The organism is Sphingobacterium sp. BS-2 (assembly GCF_046161205.1).
Classification (GTDB): Bacteria; Bacteroidota; Bacteroidia; order Sphingobacteriales; family Sphingobacteriaceae; genus Sphingobacterium; species Sphingobacterium mizutaii.
In genome coordinates this window covers 400056-424307 of the sequence record NZ_JBIXGO010000019.1, presented here as the reverse complement: position 1 = coordinate 424307, position 24252 = coordinate 400056, and the positions used below count along the sequence as shown (strand labels likewise).

Here is a 24252-nt window from a genome sequence, read left to right as displayed (position 1 = left end):
GAATCCGTTAATCTTTTTTTTTTGATTCACTCTCTTTTGCCGACAATAGATAGATCAAAGAAGCTGTACCATCCATAGTTGGTTCATTGGTGCTATAATCACCGAAATCGTCATGATAAACCACCAAATCACTTTGGAATGGAGCATATACATCCGGCTTGTACAATTGGATCCCGATCAGATTATTGTAGATCGCTGAATATACCGGTCCATCAACCAATCCCCCATCAATTGGGTAATTGTGTAAATATGTAAACGATGAATGTGGCTCGGTTGGTGTGTCACCATGAGCAGGTAATCCATAAACCATACTGGTTCCCCAAGGATTTACTCCGAACAACCAATCTATATTAGCTTGTTCTAACTCTTGGAACTGCTTGTCACCCGAAGCTTCACGGTACCAAAGACATTGGATAGCAAAGGAGGTCGTCAAGTTATTGCTGCACCAAATAAAAGGAACACCGCGGTAGAACATGTTGTCCTTTGCACGAGCATTTACCGCTTCGATTCCATCTTTATAATAGCCTAGGGCTTCTTTCTTTACCTTTCCATCTACAGATTTTGCTAATTCAAAATGTCCAAGGTTAATGAAAGGATAATATTGATAGTGGTTAGCAGTATCGCGAACCATCCAAGGCGTAACTTTTTCCTGTCGGGCAAAGTCCATCGCTTTTTGGATATGTTCTTGGTCTTGGTTCAGGTTGAACATAGTCGCTTCGGCCAATTCCATATCATCGACCCAGTTATCTTCTGCATAAATATAAGGAGATTTAACTGATACCGTCTGGGTTACACCCGGTTTGATATATGCATATTGGTAAGCAGAACCAGCTTTCTCCTTTAAAAGGGAAGCATAATCCGCGTTCTGATCTTTTAATAATTGATGCCCCAATCCAAAAGCACTCACGAATTTTGCCGCAGTGGAACTGGTCCCTGTGGTATTGTTCATGAATTTTCCTCTTTGTTGCGGCTTGCCATCAATAAAATAAACTGGTCTTTCATGTCCTCTTCCATACACAGAGTCTTGACCCGGTAAGCGCATAGCAGTATGATCACGGTCGTCTGCGATCTGGTTGAACATGATATTCGGTTTAGGATGCATTTTCACCAACCAATCTAATCCCCAGATTGCTTCATCTAAAACATCAGCAATCCCGTTTTTTCCATCCAGCCCGTTTGCTTGTTTCTCATCAGTGAAAACCGAAGGAAAATCACGATAGGCCGCTAATAAATGATAAGTTGCATTAGCTGATGTGGTAGCATATTGCAAATAATCCGAAGCATCATGCCATCCTCCAGCAACCTCTACACGGGTACTATCCGGCATGCCAACCGAGCTGGCATACATGGTAAAGCCATCGTGGGTATGGCAAGAATCTTGGAGGAAAGGATTAAACAGGGTCCTTTGCTGGCGCATGTATCGCAAGGTAAAGTCAGCGGTGCCTTTATACACATCTTCGTTGATCTTAAAGCTTGGAGACTTGGTGCCATCATCGGCGAGCAGGTAGTATTCGCCATTTTTATTGAACTTACTGAAATCCAATCTATAGCCCAATTGGAAAGGTCCATATTGACCGAATTGCTTACCAGATTTCCCTGTGTAAACGGCCTTATTGTTGTTTTTGTCTATTAAACTAAATTTCTTGATCCCTTTATTTCCTTTAGTCACCCATACAGCCACCTTTTTATTATCGGGAAGATAGCCTAATTGGTTAATCCTTATCCAGGAATTCTCTTGTGCAAATGCCTGAAAAGCACATACAAGTAAAATAAGCAAGGAAAGCACTCTATTCATCATTATTGGTTTAGTAGGTTAGCATTACGATTTTTCCGTCCATTGTACTTACAACAACTCTATCCTTCAGCATTAATGGCGGATTGATCATACCATTGGAAATCTTGTATTGCCAAGCTGTTTTTCCAGTTTTAGGTTCAACAGCAGACAACAATCCTTTGTCGCTGGGTACAAATATATATTTTGCGTTGGTATAAATTGCAGTTGGAGCTAATTCATATGGTAATTTTATTTCAGCCTTCCAATTTACATCCATCTTGTCGGCATTAACAGGTACTCCGATCAGCTCGCCATCCATGGTTTTTGCTAGGACTAACTTCCTATCTCTTGAAATTCCCATGGACTCTCTAACGCGGTATTCATCTTTCTTTTCACGCCAAATGGTTTGGCCCGTTTTTAGATCGATGGCTGTCATAAAGCGATCTGGAGCGACGATGAAAACGCGATTGTTTTCTACGACTGGATAACATGCCGCTGCAGAGAACATTCTATTGCTATGGCCATTGTCCCACTTCCAAACTAATTGACCGGTCTTTTGATCTAGGGCATAGAAACCGTTTTTCCAACTTCCAAAAATCACTTTATTATCAGCTAAGGTTGGCAAAGTCGAAACATACCCTTGAACATCGTTATAGCTCCAGATTAATTTTCCAGTCTTAACATCAATACAACGGAAGATGCCATCTGATGCTCCGATGTAGGCTTTACCATTTTTAACCGCTGGTGAACCTAGCACAGCTTTATCAGCTTCCAGCTTCCAAAGTTCTTTTCCAGTTTTCGCATGGATTCCATAAATAAAATGGTCTGAGGAACCTACCACTACCACGCCTTTATGTACTGCAGGAGTGGAATATACTTTTCCAGCAGTCTTGAAGGTCCATTGTTGTTTTCCGGTTTTCAGATCCAATGCATAGACCTCACCAACCGTATTGGCAGTGTACATCCATTTTTTATCGGCCGTAATACCGGCACCAATATCCCCATGATCCTCGAATTCCCAAACCACTTTGGCTTGGCTATTCGCATTCAATGCGTAGTTTGGTCGTTTTACACCTTGAGCAGCATTAGGAGATACACGTTTAAGCGGGAGTTTTAACCAATAATCTTCGGTAATCATCAGAGGTCTTCTGACCCTGAAAAATACCGAGTCGGAAGAAACCGTTATAATATTATATCCACCAACAGCATCCTTTGCACGCAGATTAGATCTAGCCATTACACCTGGGATCCCTTCCCAATCATACAGTTTATTGATGTGGCCATGACCACAAAGCGCCAATTGCACGTTTTTGGTCTTGATGCGATCGATATTCTCATACCAGTTATTCAAGGAAGAATCTAAAGGATAATGGTTGATGGCGATCAAGGGTTTATCTTGATCAGGATTGGCCTTAAAGATTGAATCCATCCATACCAGGTTTTCCCTAGGTACTTGACCCGGACTCATACGCATATTAGGCCCTGAGGTAGTCCCTATAAACTGAACTCCATTGTGTTCGAAAAAGAATGTTTCTGTACCAAAAACCTTACGGAAAGAGTTAGCTCCACTCTCCGACCAATTACTGTCATGGTTTCCCGGAATGACATATAGTGGTAAGTTTAGGCTGTCCAAAATCTGCTTTGCCAAAGTCAGTTCCTCATCGGAACCAAACTCAGTGACATCACCCGACAGGATCACGAAGTCGATGCCTTGCTGCTGATTTAAGTCCAGAACCGTTCTGCGTAAATCATCAGCTCCTGTAGCACCACCAACATGGGTATCGGTTACTTGAGCAAATCTGAAAGTCTGAGAAAATAGGTTTAATGGTATTAGGAACAGCAAAAATAATAGTCTTCTCATAGCATAAATATAGAGCAAAAGGTCAATTGCTTGACCTTTTGCTTAAAATTTTCATTAATTCCAACCCGGTGTTTGGGTCAAAGTATAACCTTGGTCTTGGTATGCTTGGATCAATCCAATACTTACTGGAGAAAGGTAGTTTTTAGGTAGGACAGGTAAACGGTTAGTGAAATTTCTAACCACATAGTAACCTTCCATTTCAGCATCATTCTTTCCATCATAAGTTACGATGGTACCATCTGCTTTTTTAACCTGTAGGCGATCTATGAAAGCCTTTAAGATTTTTCCAGGATTTTTCTTGTCGCCGAAATCTTTCAAACCGATAACCCATGAACCTAATTTATAAGTATCATCATTAAAGTTAAGGTTTTCCAATTTTTTCCAACGGCGGATATCTTGGATACGTGCATATTCGAATACAAATTCCATACGACGCTCGCGACGGATTTCCCACATTAGTGAAGATACATCAGCATCTTTATTAGGATCTGCAGGAATAGCACCAAGCATCAAAGGTTCTGTCTGTTTAACTCCCTTACCTACAGCAACTGCATCCAATGGTCTTTTACGGATGGCATTGATGGATTTATCCAAGTCAGCTTGAGAAACCGCAGCGCCACCGTAGTTTTCAGCTAAGATCTGTTTTGCCTCTACCCAGTTTAATACCACCTCAGCGTAACGAGCTACTGGTGCATCATTGGTGTTGGTATTTGAGCTCCATTTAGCAGGATATGCTTTTCCAGAGTTCAAAAAATCTAAAGCCTCCCTACCCGCAAATTTATGGGCATAAACTAAAGTACCTACAGCTGGTGAGTTTACCGTATCCATAAAAGTAGCTTCGAAACGAGGGTCACGAGTTTTTACCAATTCTTTTAATCTGAAGTTTTTAGCATTGGCTACTCCAGAGTTTTGGTAAGTCTTGCCATCGTTACAGATGAACGCTTCGATTAAGTTCAAGTTTGCTGAACGTGGTTGGTTTTCTGTACCATTGCTATAAGAAGCTACCGCATGTCTGATTGCCAAAGCATCATCATAGGTTCTGAAGAAAATAACCTCAGGGTTTCCAGCTAAGCTTTCCGATGCGAATAAGCTCTTGAAATCAGAACCAAAGGTATATTTACCTGATTCCATTACGTATTGCGCAGCATCACGAGCTAGTTCCAAGTATTTCTTTGCTCTAGTTTTATCTAGATTGTGGTAATGTTGCCAAGAACCTTCAAATAACATCATGTTGGACATCAAAGTGGCTGCTACGTATCTATTCAGATTGCTAACTCCATCATTATCACGCATGTTTGCCAACACATATTTAAAGTCATCATATACATGATCCATTACCTCAGCACGAGGCGTACGGTCTTTGTATTGTTCGTCCAAATTGGTCGGGTCAACGATATCGCCATAATATGGAACATCACCGAAATTACTAACCAAACGGCTATATTCATAAGCTCTAAAGAAACGAGCAACTGATGACCAGTGCTTGTATTCATCTTCTGTCAACTTTGGTTTTGCTAAGTTTTCGATACGGTTCAACATTAAGTTCGCTTTTCTGATCCATACGAAGTTCCAGTTTGGACCTGGGTGTTCAGCACGTAAAGATGCTACCGCCGTACTTGACGAACCGCCAGGATCAGTAGGCAAACTTGACAACAGGGCTAACTGTTGGTTTTCGGAAGTTAAATCGTCGGAAAAGTTATAACCAGTTAACGGCGTATAAGCTGTCCCGAAGCTGGAGTTATAGCCAACAAAGAAGTTGGTATAAAAGTCATTAGCAAAAAGACGTAGGTCATTTTCATTTCTCCAGTAGGTCGGCTCTGAGTCCACCATGGCGTTTAACTCCGGTCTATCTAGCAGGGTATTACAGCTGCTGAAGAACAGGGCTGAACCTAAAAATAAATATGATAATTTTTTCATTGTCGTAAGGATTAGAAGTTTAACTGTACACCGAATGAAGCAGATTTGAATGATGGAGTACCAACCCCAGTTCTACCTGTGTTATAGTTACTTTCATTAAACATGGAGAATCCAGAAACCACCTCTGGGTCGATTGGCAAGCCATTCAATTTATCCCATGTAAAGAAGTTTTCTAAAGCCACATAAACACGTACATTGCTCAATTTAGCTGGAGCGATAAAGCTCTTAGGCAATACATATCCGAATGTGATGTTCTTGATTCTAGTGTAAGATAGATCCAATAAGTATTTAGACTGAACCTGCATGTTGTTGGCATCGTTGCTACCCGCATTGTTGAACGCAGCTGGATAGAAAGCCCCTGTGTTGTCTGGCGTCCAGTAATCATCTACGATTGCTGCTGGCATAGCACCATCCGCGGTATTATAACCAGCGATTGCCAATGCACCATTACCCCACATTGCACGTTGTCCTGTTCCCTGGAAGAAGATAGAGAAATCGAATCCTTTGTAATCTGCGCCTAAACGTAAACCGTAGTTATAACGTGGAGTCGTGTTACCAATGATTTTTCTATCACCTGGATTATCTACTGTACCATCACCGTTATCGATTTCACCATCACCGTTCAAATCCTTGAATTTCACATCACCAGGACCGAAGTTGAAGGTATTAGTGTTTTCTAAACGTGGTTGGTAAACTCCATTAGGATCTTTCAATTGGTAAGCTTTACCATCACCATTTGCAAAGTATTTGGTCATGTCTTCGGTCAAAGCGATCAACTTAGGTTTTCCATCAGCGCCTAATACGAAGTCATCCATTTGGTAAAGTCTGTCGGTTTCATAACCCCAGATATCTCCATAAGCAGAACCATCATAGTAAGAACCTGTGGTTCTTTGGCTAGTCACATTATAGAATCTTGAGATCGCATCATCAAAGTTTGCACGAACATTGATGCCTAGACCATTATTAAAGCGGTGGTTATAGTCTACTGCTACTTCATAACCTTTTGTTTTTAAAGTACCGAAGTTTCCAAGAGGTGCAGCGCCACCAGTAGTCCATGTTGTACCTTGCAATCCAACGAACATGTTGTTGGTATTACGAACATAGTAGTCGAATACCAAACCTAGTTTGTTGTTTAAGAAACGAGCATCAACACCAAAGTCGATAGTTTCCAAATCTTCCCAAGAGATATCTCTTAAGCTGAAAGTAGGCGTTGGTACGCCATAGTATTTATTCTGACCACCGATCCATAATGTCTCGTATGGGAACATGTTTGGTGTATATAAACTTGCAGGAACGGCTTGGTTACCGATTACTCCGTATGAACCTCTAAATTTCAAATGAGATAATGCTGGTTTTGCCCATTGCATGAAGTTTTCTTCTGAAGCCACCCATCCAGCAGAAGCTGATGTAAACCATCTCCAGATCAAATCATCCACGAATTTTGAGGATCCATCATAACGTGCATTCGCTTCCAAAAGGTATTTGTTTTTGAAGGCATAGTTTACACGACCGAAGAAACCTACCTGACTAGTCCAGAAAGTACCACCAGAACCTGTTACTGTACCTGAAGCAAGATCGAATTGCGGATTGCTCAAGTCAAGTAGGTTAGTTTTTTGAGTCCAGTTGTATTTACCATAATCAGACACCAAGTTAGAGCCCAGCATAAATTTGAATTCATGGCCGTTTTCAAGGTTTAGATTATAAGTAGAGAAAGCATTGAAAGTATGTTTGTACTCATATGCTGCACGAGCATATACATGGTCAGGGTTTGCTCCTGGCGCCGTATATTCATGAGTATTTAAGTCATACGCTGCGATAGCTCCTGGAGAACCTGCAGGTACTACAGCACCTGTATTATCCACATAAACCTGGTTACCATTGGCATCTAAACGTTGAATCGGAGCGATCCAGCTATTTGCTGCTGTAAAACGAGTACCCGGTCTAAACCAATCGTAATCTTCATTGGTAAAGTTGTAATCCACATCTAATCTCCAGTTCTTGGTCATATTGACTGTTGCACCAGCATTCAAGTTGATGTAGTTACGTTTCATTGATGCTTCGTTTGCATCTTCGTATTCTGACCAAGGGCTACGGATTTTGCTTCCATTCTCATCCAATCCCATTGGATAAACTGATGACCAGCGGTACATGTAGTACCAAGGATCGGCAGTGGTAGAGTTGGTGGCATAAGGATAAAGCTTTTGACGTTGGGCAAACATTGCTCCGGCACGTAAAGTCAAGTAATCACTTACATCTGTTGATACCCTTACTGCTGCATTTGCTCTCTTAAATTTATCGGAGTCTCCTGCTTTCAACATACCGCTTTGAGCGATGTGTCCAAAAGTAGCGGTATATTTAGTCCTACCTACAGAACCATTTAAGGATGCATTATTCGTAATGGTTGGCGCCCATTCTCTAACCATGTAATCGTAAGGATCGTAGGTTCTCAAACCTATTTTACGAGAAGTATTGGTTGGGTCAACAACCCAGTCACGTCCGAAAACAGTTGGATCATTTGGACCTAAAGTGGATCCATATTTATCATCCCATTCTTTCGCCATTTCATATCCTTCCGGTGTTACATAGTAGAAAGCACCAGAAATATTTGATCCAATACGTTCCATGGCATCTTTGGTATATTTCAAGGCATTGATCCTACCCATTTCATATTGTTTGAAAGGGTTCTGGAACGAGAAGTTATTGGAATAGGAAATATCGATTTTTTCACCTTTAGCACCGGTTTTGGTGGTAATCAAGATAACACCGAATGCAGCTTTAGCACCGTAGATCGATGATGAAGCGGCATCTTTCAATACCGTAATGGACTCGATATCGTCAGGGTTTACATATTGGATACTTGGGATCTCTACGTTATCCAATAAGATCAGAGGATCTCCTGAAGCCTGCAAGGAAGCAACTGCACCACGGATTTTGATACGTGGATCAGAACCTACCTCACCCGATGGAACCGTCACGGTCAAACCAGGGGTTACCCCTTGAATACCACGACCCACATCTGCGATCGGACGACCTTCCAAGTTATCTTTTACACTGATTGTTGAAACGGCACCAGTTAAGTTACCTTTCTTTTGAGTACCATAACCCACCACAACAACCTCATCCAACAGGTCGCTGGAAGATTGAAGCGTTACGTTCATGGTATTTCCAGCTACGGTAACTTCTTTGGATTCATATCCCACATAGGAGAACCTTAAAGTCGAACCTACAGCGGCCGAAATTGAGAATTTACCTGATTCATCTGTAGAGGCTTTCACGGAGGAGCCTACTACCGAAACAGTAACACCAGCTAGGGGACCATCCGGACCACTTACCGTACCTGTTACGGTATTTTGCAGCACCGATGAAGCATTGGTCCAGCTAGCATGGTTTCCAAGTGCAACAACACCTTTGTTTGTCTCAAAAGACGCATAAGTCGGCATTGTTAAACCCAGAGCGAGAGAAAAGAGTATAAGTCTTCGCATTGCTTTAAGATTAATAATTTATAATTTTTGTTATCATAATTCGGCTTATTCCCATCTAACTGAAACAACCGAGTTTGTTTGCGTGATAAAATGTTTTCCAAGCATCAAATGTCCCATTATGCGAATAGGCTCAATTAAATTGAGCCCTCACATGCTTGTTTTTCATTTGAAGTCTGGGTAGATCAAATATTTTGTTCTCATTTTCTTGTAATCATCCAATTCAGGTTTCCAGCTGGCACGGATTTCATCTTCTGTCTTTCCAGCAATGATTTGCTTTCTAAGTTCATCCGTTCCGGCTAGCTTGTCGAAGAATTCTGCTCGCACAAAAAACTTAGACTTGTCTGGCATTTTATTATAGAAATCGAGTATGTATTTTAAGGTAAATTTCTGTTTGTCGGCATCTAGACCTCTTAAGTCTAGTCCATAATTGGTAGCGCCCTTTCCTTCTACGTGTTTAGCCATACCTGCTTTTTCACCTGGAGTAAAAGTAAAATCTCCATAAACAGGGTCAGTAAACCCAACCACTTGGAAAGGCCAGTCTGTACCTCGGCCAACTGAAATATCAGTTCCTTCAAATAGACATAATGAAGAATAAAGGCGTACGGATAAATGGTTTGGTAAACTTGGTGATGGAATAACAGGAAGGTCGTACATGCTATCGTGTGTATATCCTTGAACTGGGATTACGGTTAATTTGCATTGGCTACCATTCTCTAACCACTTCTCACCATTGATCATCTTTGCTAATTCCCCAACAGTCAAGCCGTGGACCATAGCAATTTTATGGTAAGAAACATTGGACTTGAATTTATCGTCTTTACGAACAGGTCCATCAACCTGGTCACCACAAGGATTAGGTCTATCTAGTACGATCAGTTCTTTGTTGTGTTTAGCGCAAAGCTCCATAACTCGGTGCAAAGAAGTGATGTAAGTATAGAACCGGGCACCCACATCTTGAAGATCGAAAATCATGACATCAACCGACTGAACGATTGAATCTTGCTTTTCATTCCCGCCATATAGGGTAAATAAGGGAAGACCCGTTTTAGCATCAACATCATTGCTGACCTTTTCGCCTCTTTCGATATCCCCACGAAATCCGTGTTCAGGAGCGAATCCAAATTTAAGGTCTACTTTCTCTCTTAACAGTACATCCACCAAATGTTCCTTTTGCGGACCTACAACAGAGGTCTGGTTACCCATCAAACCGACTTTCTTTCCCTTCAACAAAGGCAAGTAAGCAGTAAGCTGATCGGCAGCAGGTACAATGGTTTCTTGTTTTACAGTTTCAACGACGGGCTGTGAGGCATTTGAAGAGCTATTCTTCTTAGTTGAACCACAAGCACTTGTCAATAATAAACCAAGAACGGCAGAATATAAGAGTATGTTTCCCATTAATTAAGATTCGGTAAATTAGTTTCGCAATAAAAACTGGATAAAATTAAGACAAATACCGCACAATAAAGCAAATGAAACTGCAAAATCTGTCATATTCCGCAAAATAAAACGCAAAACACGCATGAATCAGAAATTAGAGGTGTAAAAATCTGCATGAATAATAGAATAGAATCCTTGAAATTTAACTGATTAAAGCATTTAGCTCCGCAACCGATTGCATGAGGAAGTGTAAATACTACACATATAAGTAACATTTACGTGACACTATCGTTACAGTAAATATTTGTAAAATAAAAAAGCAGGAAAGAACATACTTTCCTGCTTTTTTATAAAATATTTTTGTTTAAATACTATTCTATAGCTTCACCAGCATAGTCGCCTTCGTTTCCTAAACGGTCAATTGGCTTTACTGCAACAGCATTTAATTTATGTCCATCCTTGCTCTTAGGCAAGCTCAATTCGGATTGTGGACCATCCAAGATCTGAATGTCCCAAGTATCTCCATAACGCGCATAAGTAACCCATTTAAATACTTGTTCTGGCTGTTTGTGGAGCCATTTCACAAATACACTGCTCGGTTGATTGGTCAACAACAGGGTTGGCTTCAAGATCGGATTAGCAGACAACCATGGGGATGCCGGAACTAAAGCTTTCTGCGAATATGGACCATCATGCAATGCTTTTAATAACATGGGGTTTTTGGTCAATCCCGCAATACTCCAATGCACTGCACCTACGCTATTCGGAATAACTTCGCGAGTAACCGCAATTTGGCGTTTGATCTCATCCGCTCTGTTGGCAGCTCTAACTTCTACAGTATTTAAGCCCGGCCATAAGTGGCGGTTATGCTTGTTTTCAGATTGCCACCATTTCAATAAGCTGGTAAAGCTCTGTCTCGGTGGATCGATAGGCCAATATAATTGAGGTGTGAAATAATCAATCCAACCTTCATTCAGCCATAATTTTGCGTCGGCATATAATTCATCATATTGGGAAGAACCAGTAACCCCAGAAGGATAACCTGGTTTCCAGATACCAAAAGGACTTAAACCAAACTTAACGGAAGGTTTTTCCTTTTTAATCTCTGTATAGATACGTTTAATGAATTTATTGACATTATCTCTTCTCCAATCAGGGCGGGTCAGGTTGCCACCATTCTTTTTATAGGCAAACCAGGTCTTATCATCTGGAAAGTCTGCTCCACCATTATAAGTTGCATAAGGATAGAAATAATCATCAAAGTGAACTCCATCGATATCATAACGTTTCACAATATCCATGACCACCGAAGCGGCATGGTTTTGCGTTTCTTGACTCGCTGGATCAAACCAGTACATTCCGTTCCTAAGCCTAACTACATTCTCTGGTGACTTGCGGACTAGGGATTCGCTGGTTACCTGGCCTCCATTGCTATGGTGCGCGCGGTAAGGATTTAACCAAACATGCAGTTCTAACCCTCTTTTATGGGCTTCCTCAACCCAGAATTCTAATGGATCGTAATAAGGGCTTGGTGCTTTTCCGATGGTCCCGGTCAAGAAATATGACCAAGGCTCTAAACTGGATTTATACAGGGCATCAGCAGAAGGTCTTACTTGGAAGATCACCGCATTGAAATTGTTGTTTTTCAACATATCCAATAGTTTGATAGCCTCTTGCTTTTGTTGTTCTGTCGATAGATTGTTTTTACTTGGCCAGTTGATATTGGCTACTGTTGCTACCCATGCTGCTCTAAATTCGCGGGGTACATTAGGTAAGTTTGCCTTGAATACCGGTTTTTCAACAGGCTTCTTTTCCGCCACTTTCTCACCTACAGGTTTCTTGGCAACCGGTTTCTCAACGGGTTTTTCATCAGTTTTTGGAGCTTCTGTTGGAATCTCCTGGGTAACCGTAGCGGTTGGCTGCTGCAACACTTTTCCTTGCCTTCTCTTCGACCCACAGGATAATACCACCACCGTCATCAGCACAAAAAGACAAAGACTTAAGATTTTTCTCATCATAAATTCATTCTTAACCCACAAAATTAAGACTTTTATGGGCTATCCTACTAATTGTAACTTATTCTTTATATGTTAAATAATTCTTTTTCCTTGAAAAACAATTTGTTGTACTTGGAAATCTTGGTCAAAAACCAGGACATTGGCGATAGATCCTGAGTTCAGATTACCTAGATCATGGCGACCAAAAAGTCGTGCAGGGTATAATGTGGCCATTCGCAAGGCTTCTTCTAGACTGATTCCAACCTTTTCGACACAGTTCTCTACGGCCTTCAGCATCGTCAAGGCAGATCCGGAAAGAGTGCCATCCGGCATGGTATAATGATCCTCATTGAAAACATGCTGATATATCCCTTTGTCACATTTTGCTACGGCATCTGTAATCAGGAACAAGCGTTCTCCCATTAATTCTTTGGATATCTTGACTGTTTCAAAATCGGAGTGAATCCCATCCACGATAATTGAAGCGCAAACCGCATCATGATTGAAAGCTGCGCCCGGCAAGCCAACATCACGATGATGGAGCGGTGACATGGCATTCCAAAGATGGGTCACGGCAGGAACTCCATGGTCAAAAGCATGGGTTGCTTCCTTATAAGTGGCTGCACTGTGCCCGGCTGTTACCAACACGCCTTTTTCATTTAGGTAGTCAATACATTCTTGCTCGGTAAGCTCAGGTGCTATGGTCATCATTTTAACCACATCCTCTTTGCCTTCAACAACTGACCCTAACAGTTCTAAACTAGCTTTTTGAATCAGTTCCGCAGGATGCGCCCCTCTTTTGGCTGCATTTAGGAATGGCCCTTCCAAGTGAAGCCCTAAAGCAACTTTGGGTTTTGCTTCTTCAAAAACTTGAATGGCTTGATTAAACAGCTCCAAGGTATTGGTCGCCAAAGTGAGCACAAAAGAAGTACAGCCTTGTTTTAATAGATTCTGTTCTATGCGATGGATGGAATCCACGGTCAATTCAGCAGAAAACAAGTCTTCACCTGTTCCATAAATCTGCAAATCAATCAATCCGGGACTTATATTTGCTCCTTTCACGTCCATTAATTCGAAACCCTCTGGGACATCGGCTTCTGAGACAATACCAGCGATTAGTTCTGAATCTATTATGAGAGCATGTTGTTCATATATTTCATATTCGGTAAAAATCCTACCGTTTACTAGGGCAAGTTTATGTTTCATCCTGCAAGTTACTTATTGTTCGCTTTTGTTGAAAATCCAAGTGCCTAATCGTATATTAGACCAGCGAAATGAGATTTCTGTCCTATATCAGAACCTCATTTTTTAAGAATTATTATCAAAGAACAATAAAATCATGGCACAAAAAGAAATTCTGAATACAGATAAGGCTCCAGCAGCCATCGGTCCATACAACCAAGCAATAAAAGCAGATAAAACCCTTTATGTTTCGGGTCAGATTCCATTGATCCCAGAAAGCATGGAATTGATCACGACTGGTGTAGCTGACGAAGCTCATCAAGTATTGAAAAATGTAGGCGCAATCTTGAAAAACGCTGGTTATGACTATTCAGACGTTGTAAAGACTTCTATCTTTTTAAGCAGCATGGACTATTTTGCAACTGTAAATGAGGTTTATGCCGAATATTTCAAAGAAAACCAACCAGCAAGGGAATGTGTTGCGGTAAAGACCTTACCTAAAGAGGTAAATGTGGAGATCTCCGTAATTGCCTGGAAAGGATAAAGAATAGTAGAAAAACTATTAATAAAGGAATGCCAACAATTTACATTGTTGGCATTTTTTGTTGATTCCTATTGCTAATTATCAAAATTTCCCCTTACCGAAAAACAGTATGCCATTTCAACTGTTACTCACCCATATCTATATTACGGAAAAACAGCCATTTATTTTAAGAAGGTAACCTAGGTCACTTTTTTAATGAAAGAAGCTTATGATATTTATTCACGAAAAAACACTACTATGAGATTAAAAGGCAAAGTCGCCATAATTACCGGTGCAGCATCGGGGATGGGTGAATCCATGACCTATTTGTTTGCAAACGAAGGCGCAAAAGTAATAGCAACCGATATACAAATTGATAAATTGAATGCCATCGTGGAGAAATTGCAGTCCGAAGGCTTTGATGCTGTCGCTGTAAAACATGATGTTTCAAATAGAGAAGCTTGGTTTAATGATGTCATCCCTGCGGCATTGAATAATTTTGGAAAGATAGACGTTCTGATCAATAATGCGGGAATTTCAGTCCCTACTCCATTTGAAGAGCAGGATGAGTCGCTTTGGAAAAAGACTTACGACATCAATATCAACAGTGTGATGCTGGGGATGCAGGCGGTTCTTCCCCACATGAAGGAAAACGGAGGTAGTATCGTGAATATTTCTTCGATAGCCGCATTGACCGGAATGTCTGGACCTGGCTCTTACACCGCATCTAAGGGTGGTGTATCTGCAATTACACGTGCAGCAGCCGTAGATTTCGGCAAGATGAAAATCCGCGTGAATGCAATCAACCCCGGCTATATTATGACCCCGATGGCTGAAGCTCACCTGAATAACCCGCAGCACAAGCCTTATTTTATGTCCATCATCCCGATGAAGGACTATGGAAAAGCAGAGGACATTGCCTTGGCGGCTTTATTTCTAGCTTCTGAAGATGCCCGCTATATTACAGGGGTAAATTTGGCAGTGGATGGCGGAACAACCATCATTTAACCCTAAATCTATCTATATAAAACAGTGAAAAGCTCCTCGTTTCTGGGGAGCTTTTGTTGTAAACAAAGCTTGAGTTGAAAGTTTTTATTATTTTAGTGGGATTAACTATCCCATGGCAGATTTATCGTTAATAACTCCCATAGAATATCTCAAAGGCGTAGGTCCGCAGAAAGCGGATGTCCTCAAGAAAGAGCTCCAGATCTTTACGATTGGAGACCTTTTGCAGGATTACCCATTCCGGTATATCGACCGAACGAAATTCCATAAGATCCGAGAACTGCATCCCGATATGGTTGGCGCTCAGGTATTGGGCAGGTTGATGAGTCTCCAGGAGGTTGGCAAAAAACGGGCTAAACGCCTGGTTGGCCAATTCAAGGATGATACCGGGATGATGGAATTGGTTTGGTTCCAAAGCATTGCATGGTTAAGAAAAGGCCTTAAGGTCGGCTCTGCTTATATTATCTACGGGAAACCAACGGAATTTAATGGAGCAATTTCCATTACCCATCCCGAGATGGAACTCTACCAGCAACAAGGAAAAAAGGTCGGAAACATGACCATGCAACCCGTCTATTCTTCCACGGAAAAACTAAAGAAATTCAATCTGGATTCCAAAGGCATCCAAAAGCTTCAACAAACAGCCTTAGAAACTACTTTAAGGACGGTTGCTGAGACTTTACCTCCTTATATTCTTGATAAATACAAACTCTTACCGCTTCAACAAGCCTTGCTGAGCATTCATTTCCCTCAAAATGAGCAGTTGATGAAGGCCGCTATAAACAGATTGAAGTTTGAGGAGCTCTTCTTTATTCAACTCCGTTTGTTGAAAAACAAGCAGCTGAATACCCAACGATATAAAGGCCATCAATTCAACAAGGTCGGAGACAAGTTCAACACCTTTTTCAATGAAAGGCTGCCCTTCCCACTTACCAATGCCCAAAAAAGGGTGGTTAAGGAAATCCGCATCGACTGCAATACGGGCGCTCAAATGAACCGATTGGTGCAGGGTGATGTGGGTTCTGGAAAGACGGTGGTTGCTTTAATGAGCATGCTCTTGGCTATCGACAATGGCTACCAAGCCTGTATGATGGCTCCCACAGAGATCCTTGCTACTCAACATTACAATGGTTTAAGGGAATTATTGGGCGATGATATCTGCACAGTTAAGCTTTTGACAGGCTCAACACCAGCAAAGGCTAGAAGGATCATTCACCAAGAATTGGAGGACGGCACGCTGGATATCCTGATCGGTACCCATGCCTTGATTGAGGACAAGGTGAAATTCAAGAATATTGGTTTTGTGGTTATTGATGAACAACATCGTTTTGGAGTGGAACAAAGAGCCAAATTATGGCGTAAAAACCTCATTCCTCCACATATGTTGGTGATGACCGCAACGCCAATCCCTAGGACTTTGGCGATGACCATGTATGGTGATCTCGATATCTCCATTATTGATGAATTACCAGCCGGAAGGAAACCGATCAAGACGGTTCACTTTTTCGAAAACCAACGCTTACGTGTTTTTGGATTCATGCGTGAAGAAATCGCAAAGGGTCGCCAGGTCTATATCGTCTATCCTCTGATCAAGGAGAGTGAAAAGATGGATTTGCTATATCTAGAAGCAGGCTTAGAAGGCTTAATGCGAGAGTTTCCATTACCCGATTTTAGGATCAGTATTGTTCACGGAAAGATGCCTGTGAAAGATAAAGACTTCGAGATGCAGCGATTCATCAAAGGGGAAACCCAGATAATGGTTGCTACGACGGTGATTGAGGTAGGGGTAAATGTGCCGAATGCATCCGTGATGGTCATTGAAAACTCCGAACGCTTTGGTCTTTCCCAGTTACACCAATTAAGAGGTCGAGTGGGTCGAGGAGCAGAGCAATCTTTCTGTATCCTTATGTCCAGCAACAAATTGAGCAAGGAAGGCAGAACCCGATTGGAAACCATGGTGCGAACAAATGACGGTTTTGAAATCGCAGAGGTGGACCTTCAACTCCGTGGCCCTGGTGACCTTTCAGGCACCCAGCAATCAGGAGTGTTGGAAATGAGAATCGCCGATCTTGCTAAAGATCAAGCCATCCTTTCCGAGGCAAGGCAATTGGTCATCCAGATCTTTAACGAGGATCCAAACCTGCAGGAAGAACGCAATCAACTCTTAGCCCAGTATTTAAGCAGAAGCTCCCCTGCTATTTCTTGGGACAAAATCTCGTAAAAACCGTAACTTTGTAAACTTGTTTCTACTTAAACAAGGTTTAAACAGGCTAGAACCATTTCATTGGCGGGCTTGTTCACTATTTAAAAACAATAAATGGCAAGATTTAAGATATATGACACGGCAGTAAAGCCAGAAACAGCAGTATTGGTGAGTGTAATCACTCCCGATGTTTCGGACGAGACCGCCAAAGAATATTTAGAAGAATTAGAATTTTTAGTGACTACCGCAGGTGGAGTAACCAAAGGTATATTCACCCAGAAGTTAGCTTTTCCAGACCGTGCAACCTTTGTAGGATCAGGTAAGCTGGATGAAATCAAAGAATTTATCCAAGCGGAAGAAATTGACATCGTGGTGTTTGATGATGAACTTTCTCCTTCCCAATTGAGGAACATCGAGAAATATTTCGGCATCAAAGTGCTTGACCGCTCCAACCTGATCTTGGATATCTTCGCTAAACATGCGAAAACCGCTCAGGCAAAGACCCAAGTGGAGCTTGCCCAACTGCAATACCTATTGCCCAGATTGACAAGAATGTGGACCCACTTGGAGCGTCAGCGTGGTGGTATTGGTATGCGTGGTCCGGGTGAAAGCCAGATTGAGAGTGATAGACGGATGATCTTGAATAAAATCTCTCTGTTGAAGGATAGGTTAAAAGTCATCGACAAACAAAACGAGACCCAACGCAAGAACAGGGGCGAGATGATCCGCGTGGCATTGGTCGGCTATACCAACGTTGGTAAGTCCACCATCATGAACATGGTCTCAAAATCTGATGTATTGATCGAGAACAAACTCTTCGCTACGTTGGACACAACGGTTAGAAAGGTCGTAATCGACAACCTTCCGTTCTTATTGTCAGATACCGTTGGATTTATCCGCAAGCTTCCTCACCATTTGGTGGAATGTTTCAAATCTACCTTAGATGAGGTTAGAGAAGCTGATGTCTTGATCCATGTGGTTGACATCTCCCACCCTTATTTCGAAGATCATATCCGAGCGGTAAATGAAACCTTAAAAGATATCGGTGCAGTTGACAAACCAATCATCACCGTATTCAACAAGATCGATGCCTATAAACCTCCTGTTGAACTGGATGAAGATGGCGAAGAGATCAAAGTGACCTTGGATGATTTCAGAAACTCTTGGATGGCAAAAAATGCCGATCCAGCGATCTTTATCTCTGCAACCAACAAAACCAACGTAGAGGAATTCAAGGAAAAACTATATGATATCATTGTGAAAATGCATAACGCCAGATATCCATATAACAACCTGTTGTATTAGTAGAATAAAATGCAAAACAAAGAAGTAAAGTTTATTGATTGGGGATTATTGGATTATCAAGATGCCTGGGACAAACAAGAAGAGATTTTTGCAAAGACCCTCGCCATAAAACACGATAACCGAGTAAATAACACACAGGATCCAACACCAAACTTTTTGATATTCACCGAACATCCTCATGTCTATACACTTGGTAAAAGTGGACATTTAGAATACCTGTTGCTGGATGAAGAAGGATTAAAAGAAAAAGAAGCCACCTTTTATAAGATCAATAGAGGTGGCGACATCACCTATCATGGCCCCGGACAGATTGTAGGCTATCCGATCTTAGATCTGGATAATTTCTTCACAGATATCCACCTGTACCTAAGAACCTTGGAAGAAGCCATTATCCTGACTCTTGCTGATTACGGAATCGAAGCCGGCAGATACCCCGGATACACGGGAGTTTGGCTAGATTCTGACAATGAAAAAGCAAGGAAGATCTGCGCTATGGGCGTTAGAGCTTCTCGTTGGGTCACCATGCACGGTTTCGCCTTTAATGTCAATGCTGATCTAGCCTATTTTGGCAATATCGTCCCTTGTGGAATTGATGACAAAGATGTCACCTCCATGGAAAGAGAATTGGGCCATAAAGTGGATGTAGAAGAAGTGAAAGCCAAACTCAGAAGCCATCTGGCGGAGCTATTTAAAATGGAACTGCAATAAAAATATGCAATACAAAAAAGGAGCTGTTATGATCATAACAGCTCCCTTTTTGTACAACTTACTCTTGGAATTACCCCGTAATGATCTGAATCGATTGATAGGAGAATTCTTCCACGTATATTTCAGTTTGAATCGGCTTACTGATCTCAAACAGCGGAGTCGACTCTGTCCGTTTAGCTACCGACATCTTAAATTCTTGGCAATGCGGCTGAAAGACCTGCTCTACCAACTCAACCGAATTGTTCTCACCAGAAAGGTGACCCAATATCAAATGTTTCAAGCGGTCGGACTTATTTTCAATAAAAGCGTCTAAAGAGATCTTATTGGACAAGTGACCCCAGCCTCCTTTAATTCTGTTTTTCAGATGATAAGGATACCTTCCGGTCAACAACATTTCCTCATCGTAATTTGCCTCCAAAAACAGAATATCCGCAATACGGATTGCCTTCTTCACATTATCACATATCCTTCCCAAATCAGTAAGGACAGAGATATTCAACTCTCCATCAGAAACCAAAAAACTGCAAGGTTCTTGGGCATCATGGTATTTAGGGATACCATAAACTGAAAAATCCGCTAAATTGATAACAGAATTCGGCTTGATGAAATTGATAAGGTAATTCGGCAACTGCAATCTAGATGAGACATAGGTCCCCTCCGTCAGATAAACAGGGATCTGATACCTTTTCAAGAAAACAGAGAGTCCAGAAATATGGTCGGTATGTTCATGGGTGATAAAGATGGCATTGATGCTGGCAGGGTTTATCCCCAAAGATGCCATCCTTAAATGCAGGTGCTTGCTATTGATTCCGGCATCAATTAAGATGGAAGTATTGCCCTTAGCAATATAATAGCTATTTCCGTTACTTCCAGAAGCTAGTGCCGCATATCGAATCATTTTACAAAGATAGAAAAATCGAAAATAAAAGAGCCGCCCTTTTGGGCAGCTCTAATTCTATTTTGAAAATATTTCTTTTTGAATTAACACTCCGGCAAACTCAGGGGAACTTTAATCGCCAATCCACCATCTGCCGTCTCTTTATATTTCACATTCATATCCTGCGCAGTGTCCCACATGGTGCTCACTACCGCATCCAAACTCACTTTTGCCTTGTCAGGATTCGATTGAAGAGCCAATTGAGCAGCCGTAATCGCTTTAATGGCTCCCATGGTATTTCGTTCAATACATGGAATCTGCACGAGACCTCCGATTGGGTCACAAGTCAGTCCAAGGTGATGCTCCATAGCGATCTCAGCCGCCATCAAGACCTGCCTTTGCGAACCTCCCAGACACTCGGTCAAAGCACCCGCAGCCATAGCGGATGAAACCCCAATCTCTGCCTGACAGCCTCCCATCGCAGCAGAAATGGTTGCCCCCTTTTTAAATATAGATCCTATTTCAGAAGCAGTAGCAATAAATTGAATGATCTTATCTTCCTTATAGCAATCGTGGAACACGATGTAATATTGCAGCACCGCAGGAATCACCCCTGCTGCACCATTGGTAGGAGCAGTCACCACGCGACCAAACGAAGCATTCTCCTCATTCACCGCCAGAGCAAAGCAGCTCACACAATCTAAGATATAACCGAAATCTCTACCACCTGCACGGATTGCCTCTACCCAACTGTCAAAATCCGAATATTCTCTACCCTTCAGCATCTTTTTGTTCAGTTTAGAAGCCCTTCTTTCCACATGCAATCCACCCGGCAAGACCCCATCCGTATGGCAGCCCTTATAAATACATTCCTTGATAGTCTGGAAGATCTTTAAAACACCATCCCGCGTTTCCTGCTCCGAGCGCCAAGAACATTCGTTTTCCAAGACCAACTCCGAAATTTTCAATCCGGTCCGCATACAAGAAACCATCAGTTCTTGAGCGGTATCAATTGGAAAGGGAAGGTCGATCTCCGACAATACGCTTTCTGTATCATTTTCCTGAACCACAAATCCACCACCTATAGAATAATAGGTTTCAGAGATGGCTTTTCCATTGTCCAAGAAAGCCTGGAAAGTAACGGCATTCGGATGGAATGGAAGACTTTGGTCATAAAGGAAAAGTAAATCGTCAGCATAAGAAAAATCAATTTCCCTTTTTCCCCCCAGATCCAACTTCTTGTTGGATTTGATGCGATTGACCTTTGGCAGGACATCATTTACATCAAAGGTCACAGGGTCATCCCCACTCATGCCCAGCAGCACTGCGATATCAGTACCATGACCGATACCAGTCTTTGCCAAAGAGCCATATAGAAGGATCTTGACCTCCTGCACATGCTCTAAAGCCTCTCGTTTCTGCAACGCTTCAACGAATCGCTGGGCTGCTCGCCAAGGGCCTAAAGTATGCGAACTGGATGGTCCAATCCCTATCTTAAACATATCAAATATCGAAATCTGCTCTTTTGCCATAATTCTCAATCTACATAGCAAAATTAGTCTTTCTTTTGAATAAAAAAAGCCAGTAAAATTTACTGGCTACTTTATTTTTATGTTAACAAAATTGGATTACAACCCTTTTCCGTTTTCTAAATGCTCAGAAATAGTTACAGGTAATTTACCTTCTGGTTTAATTTGTTTCAACAACACCTTTAGAACAGCTTTTTGCATGAAAAAATCATTTTGATATCCTAAAAGAACGGATGAACTACGCATCACATCCACAGAATTCATCGCGTATGGATTGGTAAACATCACTGAAATCGTTCTTCTACCCGCAATCTTATCGATAAAATCTTTTGTAGCATCGTTCAACAGCAATTCACTGCGTGGTCTACTGCGATTATCATGGATGACTAAAACAATCTGACGGTTATCTTTAGAATCCTTCATCAAATCTTTCAATTGCTCTTCTGTTTCATCACCTTTGATAAAAAACTGATCAAAATCTGTCAACTGCAAAGCCAGACCCTTCTCAAAATCTTGAACCTGATCAATCCCCACACTTACAATCGAAGTTGATTTCTTAGGATCAAATCTCTTCAAGCCACGATCAGATTTCAACAGAGTAACCGCTGCATCTGAAATACGTTGAACCAAGCTTTGCGCAGCAGGTGTATTCAAATCCTCATAAAGTCTATTGGTATTAACCGGTTTCACTTGGTTTAAACCCAACCATAATTTTGCTGCCAATACTTTTTTCACTCTAGCATCGATATCAGCTTGAGACAGTCTACCCGATCTAATCGCTTTCTCAACCAAATCAATGGCACGACCACTGTTCTCAGATACTTCCAATAGATCATGTCCAGCTTCAATAGCCATCACATCAGCTTCCCCATTTGGGAAGAATTTCTTCACCCCACTCATATCCATCGCATCAGTCACAGTCAGGCCTCTAAAGCCCAACTCCGTACGGATAATGTCCGTTACCACTTTCTTAGAAATAGAAGAAGGGATATTTGGCGTATTGTCCAATGCCGGAATATTCATGTGTGCCACCATCACAGAAGGAGCACCATCTTTGATCAACTGTCTAAACGGATACATTTCAAGGCTATCCAATCTTGCTCTATCAAACTTCAATTGTGGCAGATCATGGTGCGAATCCACATCAGTATCCCCATGGCCAGGGAAATGCTTCAATGATGCCAGGATACCGCCTTGAACCATCCCGTCCATATATGCTTTTGCCTTTTCAGTAACCTTATACTTATTGTCACCAAAAGAACGGAAGTTAATGACAGGGTTCTTAGGGTTGTTATTGATATCCACAACGGGCGCAAAGTTAAAGTGCATACCCATGCGGTGGAAATCACGCGCAACTTGTCTACCCATTTCATATAAGAGATTATTGTTCTGGATAGCCCCCAAAGTCATCTGATAAGGGTATGAAATCGTCGAATCTGGCATACGCATACCCAATCCCCACTCTCCATCAAATGTAATCAACAAAGGAACCTTGCTCGCCTTTTGGTATTGGTTGAACATATTTGCATGTCTTACCGGCCCTCCTTGGAATACCACCAATCCACCCAACTGCTCCTTTTCAATCACCTGTTTTACGGAGTCAACATATTTTTGCCCCAAGTTCGTATGGGCTCTCACCAAAAAAAGCTGACCTATACGTTGCTTCGGTGTCAAGGTATTGAACACAGAATCAACCCAGGAATGCTTTTGATTGATAAAATCTACGAAATTGGGTTTGTTCTGAGCGAATGCTGCAGAAATAAGCATCATGGATAGCAATCCAAAACTGAAGAGTTTCTTAATCATCACAATATAGTTTACACGAAATAAGGCATTTTTACTTGTTTTTTAAAATATTTTGCGCTTTTAAAAAACAACACGCAGGAACACGCAATACTAAAGGTTGTATTTTTCCTCAACCAAAGAGGCTAATTCGGATGCATTCTCGAGCTCCCCACAGGCCTCTTTTTTCCATAACATATCAATGATCAGCAATAAATATTGCGTTTCCAGGTCTGGATTGGCATAACCCAATTCTTCAAACGCTTTATGGACGATGGGTTGAACGGGCTTAATGAAGAGTTCGTGTTGAGATTTGGAGAAACTATGATGAGAAAGTCTTTCTTGCAATTTCCAGAACAAAGGATCATCGGCTACCAATTTACTCGGGAACTGAACCATGTTCTTTAGAAAATCTTTGGCCCCCTTATAGGTCATCATCCCTTTATGGTGAAGGAGTACCTTCCTATAACCAGACTTCACGATATGTGCCAACAAAGCATCTTTGTTTCCGAAATGCTTAAAGATAAGTGCTTCAGAAACTCCAGCTTTTGCAGCAATCTCCTTGGTCGAGGTATCAAGGTATCCCTTAATTGCAAATAACTGTAAGGCAGTTTGCAAAATCTTTTCCTTCCTACTAAGTGTCGTTTCTTTCATTGATTATTAATAAGCAAATATATCCAATTTTTCTGAAAATGTCCTTGTCAACGGATTTGGCCCCTCTGTAACATCT

General features: G+C 41.6%; 16 protein-coding genes. 5 read left to right on the top strand and 11 right to left on the bottom strand.

Going from position 1 to position 24252, the window contains the following annotated elements; all coding sequences use genetic code 11:
• Positions 1–7 precede the first annotated feature (7 nt).
• The 7 genes from ACK2WI_RS13710 to nagA all read right to left on the bottom strand — a co-directional run bounded on the left by ACK2WI_RS13710 (position 8) and on the right by nagA (position 13614).
• A complete protein-coding gene (locus ACK2WI_RS13710; protein ID WP_409151382.1) occupies positions 8–1798 on the bottom strand; it encodes a glycoside hydrolase family 9 protein in 1791 nt (596 codons plus the stop codon).
• 7 nt (positions 1799–1805) lie between these two features.
• A complete protein-coding gene (locus ACK2WI_RS13705) occupies positions 1806–3635 on the bottom strand; it encodes a PQQ-binding-like beta-propeller repeat protein (RefSeq protein WP_409151381.1) in 1830 nt (609 codons plus the stop codon).
• A 54-nt stretch (positions 3636–3689) separates the two neighbouring features.
• A complete protein-coding gene (locus ACK2WI_RS13700; RefSeq protein ID WP_409151380.1) occupies positions 3690–5552 on the bottom strand; it encodes a RagB/SusD family nutrient uptake outer membrane protein in 1863 nt (620 codons plus the stop codon).
• Between the two features lie 11 nt (positions 5553–5563).
• Complete coding sequence (locus ACK2WI_RS13695; protein WP_409151379.1) at positions 5564–9034, bottom strand: SusC/RagA family TonB-linked outer membrane protein; 3471 nt, start codon at positions 9032–9034, stop codon at positions 5564–5566.
• Positions 9035–9196: 162 nt separating this feature from the next.
• On the bottom strand, positions 9197–10429 hold the full coding sequence (locus ACK2WI_RS13690; RefSeq protein ID WP_409151378.1) for an exo-beta-N-acetylmuramidase NamZ domain-containing protein: 1233 nt from the start codon (positions 10427–10429) through the stop codon (positions 9197–9199).
• A 353-nt stretch (positions 10430–10782) separates the two neighbouring features.
• Positions 10783–12429, bottom strand: coding sequence for a glycoside hydrolase family 10 protein (locus ACK2WI_RS13685; RefSeq protein WP_409151377.1), 1647 nt, complete (start codon positions 12427–12429; stop codon positions 10783–10785).
• Between the two features lie 72 nt (positions 12430–12501).
• The gene (gene nagA, locus ACK2WI_RS13680; RefSeq protein WP_409151376.1) at positions 12502–13614 is read right to left on the bottom strand and encodes an N-acetylglucosamine-6-phosphate deacetylase; all 1113 of its coding nucleotides are present in this window, start codon (positions 13612–13614) and stop codon (positions 12502–12504) included.
• 133 nt (positions 13615–13747) lie between these two features.
• Between nagA and ACK2WI_RS13675 the strand changes: the two genes are divergently transcribed.
• The 5 genes from ACK2WI_RS13675 to lipB all read left to right on the top strand — a co-directional run bounded on the left by ACK2WI_RS13675 (position 13748) and on the right by lipB (position 19334).
• On the top strand, positions 13748–14134 hold the full coding sequence (locus ACK2WI_RS13675) for a RidA family protein (protein ID WP_093101229.1): 387 nt from the start codon (positions 13748–13750) through the stop codon (positions 14132–14134).
• Between the two features lie 237 nt (positions 14135–14371).
• A complete protein-coding gene (locus tag ACK2WI_RS13670; protein ID WP_409151375.1) occupies positions 14372–15121 on the top strand; it encodes an SDR family NAD(P)-dependent oxidoreductase in 750 nt (249 codons plus the stop codon).
• A 112-nt stretch (positions 15122–15233) separates the two neighbouring features.
• Positions 15234–17339, top strand: coding sequence for an ATP-dependent DNA helicase RecG (recG, locus tag ACK2WI_RS13665; RefSeq protein ID WP_409151374.1), 2106 nt, complete (start codon positions 15234–15236; stop codon positions 17337–17339).
• Positions 17340–17435: 96 nt separating this feature from the next.
• Entirely contained in the window at positions 17436–18626 is a 1191-nt protein-coding gene (gene hflX / locus ACK2WI_RS13660) for a GTPase HflX (RefSeq protein WP_095067834.1), read from the top strand.
• 9 nt (positions 18627–18635) lie between these two features.
• On the top strand, positions 18636–19334 hold the full coding sequence (lipB, locus tag ACK2WI_RS13655) for a lipoyl(octanoyl) transferase LipB (protein ID WP_409151373.1): 699 nt from the start codon (positions 18636–18638) through the stop codon (positions 19332–19334).
• A gap of 70 nt (positions 19335–19404) precedes the next feature.
• Here lipB and ACK2WI_RS13650 read toward each other — a convergent pair whose 3' ends face one another.
• The 4 genes from ACK2WI_RS13650 to ACK2WI_RS13635 form a co-directional block, all read right to left on the bottom strand.
• Positions 19405–20232: an MBL fold metallo-hydrolase gene (locus ACK2WI_RS13650; protein WP_409151372.1), complete on the bottom strand. Its 828-nt coding sequence runs from the start codon at positions 20230–20232 to the stop codon at positions 19405–19407.
• An 83-nt stretch (positions 20233–20315) separates the two neighbouring features.
• The gene (locus ACK2WI_RS13645) at positions 20316–21743 is read right to left on the bottom strand and encodes an L-serine ammonia-lyase (RefSeq protein ID WP_409151371.1); all 1428 of its coding nucleotides are present in this window, start codon (positions 21741–21743) and stop codon (positions 20316–20318) included.
• Positions 21744–21839: 96 nt separating this feature from the next.
• Positions 21840–23546 carry a glycoside hydrolase family 3 N-terminal domain-containing protein gene (locus tag ACK2WI_RS13640; protein ID WP_409151370.1) on the bottom strand — a complete coding sequence of 569 codons (1707 nt, stop codon included), beginning with the start codon at positions 23544–23546 and terminating at the stop codon, positions 21840–21842.
• Positions 23547–23636: 90 nt separating this feature from the next.
• Positions 23637–24176 carry a TetR/AcrR family transcriptional regulator gene (locus ACK2WI_RS13635; RefSeq protein ID WP_093101217.1) on the bottom strand — a complete coding sequence of 180 codons (540 nt, stop codon included), beginning with the start codon at positions 24174–24176 and terminating at the stop codon, positions 23637–23639.
• Between the last annotated feature and the right edge of the window lie 76 nt (positions 24177–24252).